Source organism: Anaerotruncus sp. G3(2012), from assembly GCF_000403395.2.
In the GTDB taxonomy this organism is placed as follows: Bacteria; Bacillota; Clostridia; order Oscillospirales; family Ruminococcaceae; genus Anaerotruncus.
Genome location: NZ_KE159657.1, coordinates 630,448 through 645,861, shown reverse-complemented (window position 1 = coordinate 645,861; position 15,414 = coordinate 630,448). Strand labels below are relative to the sequence as shown.

At 41.8% G+C, this 15,414-nt stretch carries 11 protein-coding genes; all 11 read right to left on the bottom strand.

From position 1 onward, the window contains the following. Positions 1-150: 150 nt before the first annotated feature. The gene (locus C814_RS08815; RefSeq protein WP_016315101.1) at positions 151-558 is read right to left on the bottom strand and encodes an IS5 family transposase; all 408 of its coding nucleotides are present in this window, start codon (positions 556-558) and stop codon (positions 151-153) included. Positions 559-1,286: 728 nt separating this feature from the next. Further along, positions 1,287-2,021 (bottom strand): glycosyltransferase family 2 protein, encoded by a 735-nt coding sequence (locus tag C814_RS08805; protein WP_016315316.1) that lies wholly within the window; start codon positions 2,019-2,021, stop codon positions 1,287-1,289. Continuing rightward, positions 2,011-2,436: an HAD family hydrolase gene (locus C814_RS08800; RefSeq protein WP_016315315.1), complete on the bottom strand. Its 426-nt coding sequence runs from the start codon at positions 2,434-2,436 to the stop codon at positions 2,011-2,013. Before C814_RS08800 ends, C814_RS08805 begins: the two co-directional genes overlap by 11 nt. Beyond that, positions 2,429-3,883 (bottom strand): hypothetical protein, encoded by a 1,455-nt coding sequence (locus tag C814_RS08795; RefSeq protein WP_016315314.1) that lies wholly within the window; start codon positions 3,881-3,883, stop codon positions 2,429-2,431. Before C814_RS08795 ends, C814_RS08800 begins: the two co-directional genes overlap by 8 nt. Next, a complete protein-coding gene (locus C814_RS08790) occupies positions 3,880-4,740 on the bottom strand; it encodes a lysylphosphatidylglycerol synthase domain-containing protein (protein WP_016315313.1) in 861 nt (286 codons plus the stop codon). The genes C814_RS08795 and C814_RS08790 overlap by 4 nt, the downstream gene beginning before the upstream one ends. Positions 4,741-4,764: 24 nt before the next feature. Then, complete coding sequence (locus tag C814_RS08785) at positions 4,765-5,556, bottom strand: glycosyltransferase family 2 protein (RefSeq protein ID WP_016315312.1); 792 nt, start codon at positions 5,554-5,556, stop codon at positions 4,765-4,767. 30 nt (positions 5,557-5,586) lie between these two features. Continuing rightward, positions 5,587-7,374: a hypothetical protein gene (locus C814_RS08780; RefSeq protein ID WP_016315311.1), complete on the bottom strand. Its 1,788-nt coding sequence runs from the start codon at positions 7,372-7,374 to the stop codon at positions 5,587-5,589. A 104-nt stretch (positions 7,375-7,478) separates the two neighbouring features. Beyond that, on the bottom strand, positions 7,479-9,587 hold the full coding sequence (locus C814_RS08775) for a DUF998 domain-containing protein (RefSeq protein ID WP_016315310.1): 2,109 nt from the start codon (positions 9,585-9,587) through the stop codon (positions 7,479-7,481). Then, on the bottom strand, positions 9,568-13,626 hold the full coding sequence (locus C814_RS22085) for a glycosyltransferase family 4 protein (RefSeq protein ID WP_016315309.1): 4,059 nt from the start codon (positions 13,624-13,626) through the stop codon (positions 9,568-9,570). Before C814_RS22085 ends, C814_RS08775 begins: the two co-directional genes overlap by 20 nt. 70 nt (positions 13,627-13,696) lie before the next feature. Beyond that, positions 13,697-14,143 (bottom strand): hypothetical protein, encoded by a 447-nt coding sequence (locus tag C814_RS08770; protein WP_016315308.1) that lies wholly within the window; start codon positions 14,141-14,143, stop codon positions 13,697-13,699. Between the two features lie 48 nt (positions 14,144-14,191). After that, on the bottom strand, positions 14,192-15,414 hold a 1,223-nt coding region (locus tag C814_RS08765; RefSeq protein WP_016315307.1), incomplete at its 5' end, for an FkbM family methyltransferase.

Below are 15,414 nucleotides of genomic sequence, written 5' to 3'. Positions count from 1 at the left end.
AGCCAAGTTCCACTGCCAAAGCTCTTGTCTCATCCCCTTCGTAGGCCCGATCCATCAGAAGGTAAACCGGGTGATCCGCCGGACCGAGCTGCTGCAAAAGAGTACGGCCTTCAGGGCCATCTCCACGGTTTCCGGCAGACAACGAAAAGATTACCCCATCTCGATCAGATGCGGCGACCATATGAAGTTTGGTGTTCCACCCACCACGTGTTCTTCCGACGGCTTGCGCTCCGTTTTTTTCAGTGCACCCATTCCGTCAGGATGAACCTTGATGCAGGTGGAATCCAAACTGACCACGTTTACTTGGATTTTTATGATTCCCAGTTGCTGCAAACGCAAAAATGCTTTTTCCAAAACTCCCTTTTTCGCCCAGCGGTTTATCCGGACATAGATCACGTGCCAATCTCCGTATTCTTTGGGCAGGCTCCTCCATTTGCACCCATTTTCCATTACGTACAGCGCCGCATTCAATACATCCAGATTGCTGATTTTTGCTGCTTTCCGCTGTTTCGGAAAGCACTCTGCGATTTGTTCGTATTGTTCTTTCTTCAGTTCCATTCCCTTATTATAGCATATCTTCGTTTGTGTGAACAGACCCTAGGTGTCTTGCATAGGTATGCTACGCTTCCGGGCCTATCAAAAATTTTAGCCACAATATAGATTTTCTTACTACCCTTTCAAACGGCCTCCAATTCCTGTAATCGAGCTACAAAATCCTGTTCTGTCCGGATGACTCCAGAAGCGTATTCCTGATACAATATTTTGCCTATCTCCGGCGTTTTGTATTTATAAATATACTGGTGGCTCCAAATTTTATCTAAATACTTATGAATATCTCTGTTTATAGTTTTTCTATAAGCCCTTTCATCACAAAAAAGTTCAATATCATGGTAACAGGCGTAATTAAAATTTTGGATAAAATCGGAGAATATCTTAAAATAAGCATTACTTTAAAGTTTTTTATAATTTCAGTATTCACAATTCCCAAGAGCTTTGAAACAAATAGGATCAGAATACATTGATAAAAAAGATAGATCAGATATTTGCAACTCAAAGGTATTTTACTTTTATTCTGAAATACCTTTCTAGTCGCAAAAAAGAATACAAATGTTACTCCTACCCAAGAACTGATCATATTGTTTTTTACCAGATTTCCCGAGATAGCACTAAACCCTGCGTATACACAAAAATCTAAAAGCCAGCCAATTCCGCTCAATCCGATAAAGTGCATTCCCTGTATCAATAGTTTTTTCAAAGCACACCTCTGATGTTCCATCCATCATTGACTATTCCTCTAAAAATCTCTTTAATTCTTCTGGCGTCCCTAAAACATGCACCTTTTCGGGAGCAATATCCGATATGTATATCTCTCCATTTTGGGATAAAAGATAATCATATAAGGGAGCCACATACTTTTCTCCATTAACCAGTTCCGGCTTCTTTCTATAATATGCCTCATAAAGATCCCGATATAACTGGCAAGTCCTAAAATAATATGCGCCAAGTGTACAGTAATTGGAAATCCTCTTCTTTTCTTTGACCTCTGCCACTTTTCCTTTTTCATCAAGCCGGACAAAACTCCAATGGATCCCTTCTGCCTGAAAACAAGGAATGAATCCATCTCCTTTTAATTCAGTACTATTCATTTCCCCCGATTCAACATAAGTATCAATATTATAGATCAATAGGGCGTGTTCTGGAACCCAATACTGTTCTGCTAATTTCGCGGTGGTAGCCTGGCCATCCGTCAAATAGTCTAACAAAATAACGTGATAGTTTTGTATATTCAACTTCTGACACTGTGCGTTAATAAAAGACTGCACATCCACCGATTTGTCGCGCATAGCGATAAAAATATATTGTGCCGCATCCGCACGATACCCCTCCAGGCTCATCAAAGACCACTCAAACAACGTTTTCCCTTTTGCCTCTATCATGTATTTAGGGATCTGATAACCTATCTTGCGAAATCTTGAACCAAGTCCTCCCATTGTGATTACAATATCTATCTTATTTTTCATATTTGGTCTCCTCATTCTTTTGTGTATTGCATCTAGATGCTGAACATAAAGCTTCCATCTCTTGCGGTGTATATTTCAAAAATTCATCAGGGCGTATCGTTCGATCATCCACATAAAAGCCCTTTTGACCTGGCCATACTTTTCCATAAATAATCTCATCATATGGTATTTTCCATTTTTCCAGCCAAGCCGACAAAACAGCTGCTGTATGCCTATTGATAAGGCCAATGTTTCCATGATAAGTATTCATATTTCTGGAAGTATACAAGATGATCCTGGCCCCGTTTTGCTTGTAATAGCTCAGTTTCTCTACCATTTCGGGGTAAGGAATGAGATCTTCATACTGCTCTTCTTCCTTTTTGATCGGGCAAAGTGTGCCATCAATGTCAAATACAAACGAATATTCTTTAAACATCCCGTTCGATCTCCTCTAATATATTTCTTGCATTCAAAACAAATCCTAAGACCTTATGGGGATTATCAATATGCAGCGGCAGCATTGATAAAAATAAGGACACTTCATAAATGCGTACTGCCAGATAGTCAAATCCATTTTCCTCTACTTTCCTTCTAAAAATATCAATATATTTTGAAGGATCAAACGGTATCTCAAGGGTGTAGAGAAACTGATCATTGATATGAATATCAAACAAAGCATTATTAAAAAAATCATACCTTCCACATACTGAATGACTAAGTTTTGCTATATCATAATATGGATTTGTCCACAGTTCTTCTTCAGAAAGTGCGCCTTTCGGGTCAATAAATTTTAAAGTTTTGGTTGATTTACTGTATAAAGCGTTGGCAAAGCATGGATCTCCATGCCCAATAACACTCTCGTAAGAGACGTCCATTTTTGCTTCTATTTTTTCTTTTAATCTAAAATATTTCAAAACCAGTAGATCCAGTTTCGTTTCCTCGGATATCTCAATTATAGTTTGAATCTTCTGATATTCCGGAAGCCTTTTTAAGGCTGTAATTCGCTCTTTCACTTTGTCAATATACAATGCCTTAGCGACCCGTTCATATTCCTCTTTGCTGCATTTTCTAGAATATCTGCTTCGGAAAAAGAAGAAATATTTGTCAAGCAGCTCTTCAAATTCCGACTCATCCATCGAACCATGTACCCACTTAATCGCAAGATCTGTCATATGTAGACGTTCCATAGTATAACTTGCCTCTGTCTCACTCTCTTGATAATGGAAAGGCATGACAAACCAATATTTCATATCTTCCGGAAGAAGATGATAAAACGTGTATTCACTTTTTATTTTTTTTATATTTGATGAACTTTTTACCAGCGTATATTCGTTTCCCCTCAATGAATTAAAATATCGAGAATCAAAATTCCCGGTAACGCATTGAACAAAGTTTCCTACTATTCCGATGTCAACAAGTCCATCTATCTCAAAAAATTCTTTTATACTCTTTGCCGCATCCCATGGCTTTTGTCCGGAAAGGATTGCTTTGCAAAAAAATAGGTATGACTTTGCATCCGGAAACAAAACGGCTGCTATCCGCTTGCCTTTCTTTGCAGAATAAGGCTCTTTGATAAAGTCCAATTTTTTGAAAGACAGCAATGCTTTTTCTTCATCTGAGATCAAATAATTGGAAAAACAATGAAGTATGCGTATGGTTTCTTCACTGTGCAGTTCTATCTCTCTTACCAATTCCGGATATTCAAAAGCTGAATGTACCTTTTTCCATTGGAGATCAGAATATATCTTGCGAATGCTGCTTTGATAATACTCTTCCAATCTCCTTTTTTTAACTATTACATCAGCGAACCCCTTATCCCCTATAATATCCGTAATTGCTTCGCTTTTTCGTCCTGTATCATCATAAACGACAATTACTTTCATTTTACATCCTCTTTCTTAAAGAGCATTTTGCGTACCCACAACATCCAAAAAAGCAATACAAATCCTATCACACTTATGAATACAAACTGGTCAAATTCCGGAGACTGCCTGCGGCTCATTGCTGACAATAAATATTCAGAAATTACCACACCTGTATGATTACCTCCTGTCATATAATTTATCAATGTTATGTTGCTGATCTCGATTCCCCATGCGGCTAATGACAGGAAATAGAGAATCATTCCTCTTCCTTTTACCACATTTTCAATCTCACTATAAAGTGTATGGATTGATTCCAATGTTTTCAGCGCCCAGATCTTATGCTCGGATGCTTTCGCACAGAGAAGGTACCTTGTCCAAAACCGATAAATCCCAGGAAATACAAAATAAAAGCACACAGACAATATCAAAAAAATCAACAAAAAATAGATAAAAACAGATGGTCTTTCACCATAGAATATCCATACCAAAGCAATAGCTGTTACCAGTGCTGCAGTATCCATAAAGCGATCTAAAAGGATAATCACGACACTTTTTAAAAGACTTCCGATCTGCCTCCCATAACAATATATTCGAAAGAATTCCCCCACTTTAAATGGAAGAATAATGCTGATTGGGGTTACTTTGCAATAGGTGGTTAAACAGATTTCTAAACCTAACTGTGCATCATATAAAGCAAGATATAATCTACAAAATTTTATTCCATAGATCAGAAGTGCTGTTCCCATAATAGAAACTACTGATATAGGGGTACTCTTCACAAAAATCCCTTGAATATCATAGAAGCGGTAAATAAACCAGATTGCGGTTATCCCCAGCACAAAACTATTGATTATATTGTAAATCCTTCGTTTCATTTTTAAGCATCCCCATTGAACACATCAGCAGGAATAGATCGTCGTTGCCGTATATGCTTTTATAATTTTATCTCGATGTTCGCCTTGAACAAATTTCTTTTTCCCGCCCATATAGGAAGCCAACAGTTTCAATACTGTAATCGCCTGGTTTACCATTTTTACATTGGAAACCTGATCGTCCTCCCTCCAAACAATCGGGAAAAATTTCACTTTATGGCCATAATAGGCGGAACCCATCACCATGCAATAATTGAAAATAAGATTATCTTTATATTTCAGATAGAATCCATCCTTTAATATTGCTGTCCGATACATATTGAGGCCCGAACCCAGATCATAAATTCGATAGCCACAGCCGACAGAGAACAGCAGATTATATACTTGATTTCCAAAAGTCCTAAATCCTGAATAGCCCTTTAGCTGTGATCCATGCATAAAACGTGCTCCCAAAAAGCAATCATACTGTTCATATGTACGCTCCTTTAAATAAGGTAAAATATTGGAAATATCCCCTTGATCGTCTCCATGCAACAGAATCACATAATCGAAATCGCTCTTTATCGCATAGTCGAACGCTACTTTGTGGGACCCACCTAAACCATAATTCTCATCGTTCCGAAGCAAAGTGGTTTTGACCCCTAACTTATTTTTCTTCAAGTAGTTTTCTACTACTTTTTCTCCATTGTCTGTACTTCTGTTATTGATGACCAGCACCTCACTTAGGTAACTGCATACTTCATTATTCAATTGTCCTAACACACGTATAATTTGCTTCTCGCAATTATACATTGGAATAAAAAGTAATATCTTATCCATATGATTCTCTCCTCTGTTTCGATTGCGTCATTATTTCAGTTCTATCACAGCAGGACGGTAATGCAAAGTAATTTCTGTTTTTTGCATCCCACTGTCATGGAACCAGTACTCATGTTCTCTTACGAGATCAAGCACAAAACTGTAATTTCCTTCCTGCAATAAAAAATGCGATAAAAAGTCATCATCAATGGGAACGTTTATTGAATAACTTTCTCCAGGAGCAATATTTTGATCGATCTCCACGCGAGGTCCATCCCACACAACACGTTCATCGTTAAAATAGATATGGTAGGATGCAAATAAGTTTTTATTTTCTAGTGTTTTTTCTCCGTTATTATATATTTCTACACTTAATTCCATATTGCCATTTTCTCTGGTAAAATCCCTTTGGGGATCACAAGAGAGTGACACATTCTGACAATCCGCTGCGGAAAATTTATTGTTTTCATATGCAATAATAGTTGACATATCAAAAACATCATTATTTATATATAAAAACGGAATATATACAACTCCATTATTAACTGATATTTGACGAGCATTCGGCGCTACCAGGCAGTTAATACGGTTCGCTTCACTCTCTAATAGTGATAAACTTGGCTGTGTCCAACCCCAAGAAAACGGATTTTCCTTATGAGGATCTTCTATAATCCCTTCGTTCGTTCTGACGGTCTCTGAAAAACGGGTCAGATACTGATTCCATTCATACGTATTCCCATATTGCCATACACATTGCAGAACAAACACAATGATCGCAGCTCTCCACCAATTTGTGATACAGATATTTTTTACAATCACTGTATCATAAAGCCGATAATAGGCATATGCCAATAGAATACCTCCGGCCATTCCAACTGCAATCAATATCCTATAGTGATATTCAGAAACAGGGCTATAGAAGTGATAATAATATCGTACTACCATTATATAAATTATTCCCAAGGCAGCCATGGACAACCATATCCATCTTTTATCCAATAATTTGCTGATGCCAAGTACCACTAAAAAAAGTCCTACAAGGGAAATCAGCAGGTTAGAAGTTAAAATATTCTTACTATTATTCAAGAAAGAAAGAAATCCTGTGAAAAAACTTCCCTCTGTTGGTGGGTGATGTGTTGCTTTATACAGAATATTCACAATCACTCCAGATACAATCCCAATCGATATGATAATCAGTTCTTTTCTTTTGACTGGATTCTGCTTTTGGTTTTTTATTTCCATGAGAGAAATCAGCAACAGAAGCGGTCCAATCGCCAAATAGGTTTCATAAGAGGTCGCCGCTAAAATCAATAAAACGCCTAATATAAGTTTGTCAATCGTTTTTTTATTTTCACTGATAATATAAAAAAACAATACCATATCAATCCAAAAAGCGGTAAACGCTGGATTTAATGAGAAAATATCTGCGGGTAAACAGAAAAATGCATACGCTGCAAATGGAAAGAGGATCAGATTTCTTCCATTCTCTAAATATCTGCACTTTCTCCAGCAAAGTGTCATTCCAACCACACTATTGAAAAACAACGATATTCCAAATACAATGCTCAAAAATCCTATGCTTCGTATTCCGAATTTTAGACAAAGAATCACCAGTAACTGATTGATAAATTCTGCACCCATCCTCAATGTATTGGCGTCATAGCTTAAAGGAAGTAACTCATTCTGTTGATTAACCAAATTTACAAGGGCATATGCCCCATCTGCATAATAATGCCTTTTGCAGAGAATAGCGCTACATACATGAAATAAAAATACAGAGGCAGTTATCACTAAAATAGTTCTTTGGGACGCCGTCGTTTTAAATTCCCGCTTCTTCATAAAATCCTCCTGACCTTCCGATAGGAAAACAAAATGTATATTGTTCTTCGACCATATCGGTCGAAGAACAGAGAAAGCATGCTTTCTCTGTTCTTTTGGATTATTTATCCAGCATTTTCATAAAAACGGATAGACGAAAATGAGAACGCTAAATCACGATAATCTGCGCTTTCCCCTCGGCTCTCTGGAGATATCGCATTTGGATATTCTAAATTTAAGGTCAACCATCCATTCTTGATACATTCAGATGGTATATTAAAACTGACGATTTCTTCTGGAGAGAAGATTTCACCATCATACAAGACTCTATCTCCACTCCGGATTATAAGTTTCTGCGGAGGTGCATAAATACCTGAAAATACAAAATTTCCTGTTAAACCCTCTAATCCATCTCCAACATTCAAAAGAATTCGCCCACTTTTACCCCATGTCCACACCCAATAAACGCCTTGTCCATTACTTTCTATGCTGGCAAGACCATCTAAAAAGTATCGCCGGGGATCAAAATCCATGCTAATGATTTCACTGCCAATTTCATAAGCATAAGGAGCAAATGTTTTTACACCCTGATAGGTATACTGATTTCCAGTCAAATAAAGCTGTCCTTCTTTTGTCACCTGATATTCCAACAGATCTGGCATATAATTTTTATCTACCGTATTCCACTGAAACCAATAATACTCCCTCTCTATATCATCTGCTTCATTCACCTGATAGATTGTATTTTCATTTTTTCTTGTCTCTATCCCAAGTGCATTAAAGATCGTTGGCATCAAGTTGCTGTGGCTAATCGGGGTTTCTGAAAATTTAAGATTTCCATGTTGCTCAAATTCTTTTATCATAAAAATGGGAAAAGCACCCAATGTAGATGACTCACCATGATCGGCCGTAATTACTACCATACTCTGGTCATATATTCCCAATTCTTTCAGCTGGTTCAAGTATTCTCCCATGATCTTTAAACACGCTTTTCCCTGTGTAATGTAAGTTGCCTTTCCTTTCTCTGCGATTGTAATATCACTATTCATGTAAACCGGTGGATGCGCTCCAACTAAATGTATCAATCTGTATACATTTTGATCAGGTAACAACTTTAATCCATCCTCTTTCAAGGATTGATAAAAAATTGTGTTGCCCGCAGGGAAAGCTACAACTTTACTTTCAGCTTGCTCTGCTTTTAACTCATCAAAAACCCCGCTATAAAACCATACATACGGCTTAATGATATGCGGAAAATAACGAAAAGCTGCCAAACGAAGCATTGCTTTTTCCAGTGATACTGGGGATTTCACTGGAATTTTTTCTTTTTCTGCATTGGTTAAAAATGTCTCTTTCATTTCGCTTGAAAGAAATCTGTCTGTCGTATACAAGCCAATATCAAACCCTTCATCCCGAAGTTTGTGATAATAGTCTGTATTTTTGCAGGCTTCTTCGATGTACGCGTCATATGGCTGCTCATTTTTATAAACCTGTCCCGTCATAATATACGGCATAGATCCTTGTGTCCCTGGGAACATGCAACTTGTATTGGAATAACTGGTAAAACCATCAAATAAATCCGCTATTTCCGGACTTTCAATTAGAATTTGATCCAAAAACCTCTGGTCAAAGGCATCTAAAATAAAAATGATTACATTTTTTTGTTGGGAAACGGTATATAGATTTTTGGCTGACAGATGTACTTCCCCTTCTTTCTGTTTTGAAAAATCCGTTGTAAGAAACAGCGTCCCTAGGGTTATCATCTGCACCAATAACACGCAGCCAGAAACCAAAGTCACCCCTGTTTTATATTGCTTTTTAAACAGAGTACGTCCAACGAACGGGAGAACGATACAGGCAATCCACAGAAGTGTATTCCAAATTGCTGTCGAAGTATAATTCTCCCATTGAATCGCCCGCCCATCCAGAACGCCGTAGTCGGTTTTCACGAAATTCCCCTGAATATAGAGTGCCACTCCCACTCCGATTAACAAGCAGATATAGTATTCCCTCCAATTGCCGCGCAAGAAAATTCCCACGAGAAAAAGCAGCATACAGACGAGAAACCCGGCTAAAACACTCGGCCACAGGACATCTCCCAACGAGAACCAAAACTCTGCAATATTGGAAATATAAAGTTCGAGCGGGCCAAAGATAAAGAAGGTAAACGACAGAAACAGGGCGGGTAGCAATATCTCCCAAAATCCCCTTTTGCTAATTTCTTGTTTTTCCATTACAATACATCCCTTCCGTCTCCCCAAGAATTTTTTCAATGTCTCGGGAAAGCTGCTCCCAGCTAAACCGATCTGCTTTCTTTCTGCGCCGTTCTGCCATCTTATCTCTATTGGGATTTACCATAAGACAAGCAATGGAGTCCGCCAAATCTTCATGGGTCGACAAAATTCCATCGACCTCATGGTCGATCAACTCTTCAAACGCAACACATCGGCGGTTTGCAATAATCGTTTTGCCCGCGAGCCATGCCTCCAGAATCACGATGCCAAAGCTCTCGCTCTCGCTCATGTTGACAACAAATTCGCAGCATTTTAGCGCACCGATGACCGCGGCTCGGGACTGTTCTCCCAAATAGGTCACATGTGGAGACTGAACCGGAATTTTATCGTCATCCCGTCCGATCATCACCATATGGATCGCTGTCCCTCTTCGATTCAGTTCTTCTACCGCGTCAATCACCCATTGATAATTTTTTCCGCCTGCTTTACGTCCCAGCACAAGGAGAAATGGCCGCTTGTCTGTGTACTGCCTCCTGAATTCTGAAGAATCTGTTTCATCAAACTCTTCAGGATTGATTCCCCCTCCGGACACATTTTTTGTTTTTGCTCTAATTTTATCAAAGAACATTTCTTTTGCGGCCACTGGAAATGAAAGTACACAATCCGCACCGGACAAAGCCTGATAAAAGCTCCTCCAGTGATAGAATTCGTCCTCCATATGAAAATGCGGCAGTACGACACAAGGCACCTCATGCTTTTTCGCAATCCCCTGTGCATCAATCAGTGTGTTAAACGGGATACTGTGCCCAAGCACCACATCATATTTTTCTATATTCTTTTCCAACCACTCCTGTAATTTATGAGAAACCGGCCCTCTAGCTTCATAGAAAAGCTTATCAATTTTTGATTCCCGCATATTCGCGATATGTATGAGCTCGGACACATATTCTCCTGCTATAGACTGTCGCAAAAACTGCTTATAGTTAAAGGTGAAGTCGATCGTTTCCCACTGATCCTGATTCCGGTATGCAATCTCCGAAAGACAGACGCTCAATGGCCTGGGGTCTTGATCTGTCAACTGGAACGGGACCGACTCGATCGTGACAACATCTCCACAAATTTTCTCGAGGTTCAACAGAAAATCACCATGAACGGTGGTAGAAAGCAGCTGATTCCCGTCGAGCAGCAGCCGGAGCTTCTGTCTGCGATCGGTATGTCCGCCTAGAGAAAGTGCACTGGCTCCCCGAACAAAAAGCTCTGCACATCCCGAGGCCCAGATATAGACCCCATCCACACGCACCTCGGGATAGTGCCAGCCTCCCATTAGGAGGGGATATTTATAATATTTAACAAAGGTTCGTGCAATTTTTACGCTTTCTTCCATTGCCACCCTGTAGATTTCACTGCACTTTTCCCATTTTTCATGAAGTGTAAGCTCATCCACAGGGAATTTAAAAACGGTCAGACCATTATCCAATGCGCCCGTGCTGGCTTTATCCTTGGTGTAGCTGCACGAATATTGAAATTGGTTAAGGATGTCCCCAATTTCTGTCGTCACTACATCTACGACATAATTTTCCCGAGCCGCAATCCTCCGCAATACCTCTTCCAGATAGATCTCTGCCCCCCCTCTGGGAGGCGTATTATAACGATATGTAACCGCCAGCAGCCGCTTTTTTCCCATTAAAACATCAATCAACCTAGCATACTGATCTGCCAAACTTTCCCAGCTCAGTTCTCTTTTTGCATAATCGCAAGCCGACCGGACCATTTCCTCCCGCTCGGCAGGATGTTCCAGCAACCATCTGATGTTCCGGGCAAACTCTGCTCTTTCGCAGATGACCGCCTGACATCCATTTTCGATCTCGTATCCCCTCGCTCCGAAAGCGGTTGTGACCGTAGGAATTTCATAAGCAAAATATTCTGCCAGTTTCAGGTTGGAACCTGCGCCCTGTTCCATAGGGTTGACCGCAACATCCGCAGCGAACAGGAGGAAATTTTTATATTTTTCCTCCAGTTTCCCCATAAGCAGTACATTTTGCGGGATACTCAAATGCGCAACCGCATCGCCGACCGTACCAATCAGCACAAATACGACATCCGGCATCGACGGCGCAAGCTGGCTGACAATAAAATTTGCCGCATCCACATTCGGTGTGTGTCCGCTTCCCACGAACACCACCAGAGGGCGGCCATCGAACAGGCTTTTCCATGCAGAATAATCATACTTCCGCTCGGTGAAGGCCACACCGTTACGAATCACTTCGATTGCGAGGTCATCCCGCCCCGCGAACTGACGGAGCGGTTCCACCTCATCCTGGGAACAGCTGACCACCAGTTTGGCCCGCTCCAAAGCCGCAAATTCCAGCCGTTTGGCCTCTGCGACCAGCCTTTCCTTCATCGGATGCTGTGCCAGAAGTTCCCTTTTCAACTGGTATTCAAAATTATGACTCTCATAGATTACAGGCCGGTCGGGTAGACCTTGGATCGCATCCACCATATAAGGATGTTCAAGAATAATGATATCCGAAAGCGCTCCGATCGTCTGCACTGCCTGCATATAGAGCGCATTTTCATGGATCATAGTTCCAGCGACAATATCGTCAGCGCTAATCCAGTGCTGACGGTTGATCTCTGCTTCTCTCGCAAGATGCTCCTCTGTTTTCGGGAGCGAAATATGCAGGAAATTCTCTGTCAGATACTGCTTTTTCACCTCGTCTTGGTTCAAGCAGACATAAATAATACGGTTGTATTTTGACAGATGCTTGAGCAGATGGTGGATACGGATTTCTCCGCCTGCACTCGGCCGATCGACTGAATAATCATTGACTGCAAGGATGGTGTGCAGCCCTGTTTTTTCCCGCTCTGCGGGGAGGGTCTCGATCGCCTGATGCACGTCGTCACAAATCTTTTCCCATGAGTACCGGCTATTGATAAATTCCTTGCCTTTCCGCGAAAGGGTCTCCTGCTGCCGCTCGTTTTGTAACAGCTCTTTCAATTTCTGGACAAAATCGTCCTTTTCAGCGTGCACATAGTGGACACCTTCTTCCAAATCCAGCCCGCGCACGCCGACGTAGGTCGACAGCATCGGGATTCCGGCAGAAAGGAATTCCAACGTTTTCAGATTGGTACCTGCACCGGAGAACATCGGGTTGACCGCCGCATCACTGGTCGTGAACAGATCATCCTTCTGCTCCTCATCAATTAAGCCGAGAAGATGCACATTTTTCAGGCCGCATTTTACGTCGTTGCAGCATTTCCCTGCGATATGGAAATCTATCTCTGGACATGCCGGCGCAACGATCTTGGTCAGGAAGGACACCGCTTCCACATTCGGCGGATGTGCGCTGCCGATGAAAAACACCTTTCTGCGCTCATCCGGACGCCGGCACTGCCGCTCTTTTTCATATAATGAGACGTCGATTCCATTCGGCGCGATCCGGATCTGATCCCGGTCCACATGATATGCCAAGGCAAATGCGGTCCGCTCTTCCTCCGACGTTGCGAAAACAAGGTCACAGTTCTGTACCAATGTACGTTCTGCCTCCCGCATCTTCGAGAGGTATTTTTCCGCATTGGGGCCTTTCCACATCTGCCTCAGCAGATTGCTTTCAAAATTATGGCTGTTATAAATACGCGGCTTGTCGTCTATGCCAAAATAGAGGTCATACGAAAGCATATACGGGAATTCGTGGATAATGATGTCCGCTTCCGGATACAGCTGCTGATACAGGTCATGATACCGGTTGTGGGTTTCAGCGGAAAGGCTGCAAACCAGCGCGGAAATCTCACTGCATATCTTTTCTTTCGCAATATCCGAATGCAACTGGCTATGGATGCTTTCTTTTGGAACGCGGTACTCTCGAAATGTATCAGAATGGACCACAATCTCTTCTTTATGGTTTTCATAAGTCGGAGACAAAAGTGTCACGTCATAATACCGGCTCAGTCCCTGATACATATTAAAGTAGCGTAGCTCCCCACCGCTTCTCGGTGGCACAAACGCCGGAAAAAAATTTATCACAAGCAGTTTTTTCATCTTGATCCTCCTCCAGGTGAAAAACGGAATCAACAGATTGGCCTTGTTTCGCCGCACGAAACAAACCGCATCAATCCCGTTTTTCATCCACCTCTTTCTGGATCCAGTGGGCCATTCCTTCCATGTTGGACCCAGAGGACAAAGTTTCACACAAAATAGATTCGTAATGTTTGAGCATTTTAGCCTGTTGCCTGCACTGTTGATCAAGCTCTTCTACACTGTGCGCCAGAAATGAGATCGTCCGCAGCTGTGATTCATTGATCCGGTTAAAGTCCTCGACCACACGCGGTATATAGCTATGCAGCATCTTTCTGAAAAATCGCTTTACCGCTATAATGATCTTCCCGATGACTGGACGATGCGAGGTGATCGGCCAATCTCCCTCCACGGGGCCGATCTCCTCCAAACGTCGGATTTCAAACCATGCGAATTCCAGGTTTTCCAGACAGCCACTCTCCTCCGACATCGCCTTATCAATCGCGCGAATGACTTCTTCTCTTCCGGGTATCTGCTTCATTTCCGATTCTCCTGACCTGTTGCCAACCGACTGTGACAACAATTTTCTTTACATCAAAATCAGGTCGCAGGACCTGTGTTCACATTCTTCCCACAACATCCGCAGTTCGCTGATGGGGCGCAAGCGGTCGTTTTCCCCTGTGATCTGTTCACAAACCATGAAGGAATCAAAATATCGTTCCAATAGAACCAGCATCTTCTCGTATTTCTGCCGTTCCATATAAACCCTCTGATTAAATTCCAGACAGGTTGGGATTTTGGATTTACGATAAAGGGAGGCCGCCCCTTCCAGCACCTCAGCCTCATGCCCTTCCACGTCAATCCAGATATATTTGATCTCTTCCTGTCTGATTTGGTGTTCTGCCAGATAACTGTCAAGTGTCGTGACCGTAACCTGTTCCTCTCCGCTGCTGCCGTCAGTAGTCAGACTGCAGTTTCCCCAGTTTTCATGGTTGATCTGCATGCCTGCCCGCTCCTGTTTTTGGTTTGACAATGCAACCCGTTCGACTATAATGTCTGGATACGCCCCGTTTACTGCAATATTGGCAGACAGCAATTTGGCTGTCTCTGAGACCGGTTCAAATGCGATGAAGCGGAAAGACGGCTTCAACTTCAGCTTACAGTAGATCGAAGTGGTTCCGATATTTCCGCCAATGTCCAGAAACAGACCCTCCCGCGGTGCGGTTCCGCCATAATGCTGCTGATCCGAAATTTTGATAAAATTCTGGATGTCTGCTTCTCCCCAGCTTTTCCCGCTTGTAATCATCCCATTAGGCATCAATAAATCTTCTTTTGCATGAAAATATGTGATTCCCGCCACAGTTAGGCTATAGTAAGGCATCTCTCTCGGGGTGGTCGATGTGATTAACTGATACTCCGCAGAAGCCATAAACTCCTTGCGCAGATGTTGCCAATCCAACATATTGCCAGAAACAATGGACTCATCTTCCGGCTCTCGATTCAGAAGATAACGATAGGCATAGACCATTGCGGACTGCTTATTGTCAAGAAGAGCCTCCTTACACTTGATCTCATGGAGCTGACCGCCTATGTTCAAAATCTGCTGATTCTGCTCCACCATGCTGTTGGTGTTGCGCAAAAGCTCATCTTTTAAGCTTTGAATCATCCCCGCATATTCATCTATCTGTGACTGCTGCCGGTTCAGGCATTCCTCCAACCGAAGATCGCGCTCGTCTATCCGTGACTGCTGCTGATTCAGGCGTTCCTCCAGCCGAAGATCGCGCTCGTCTATCCGTGACTGCTGCTGATTCA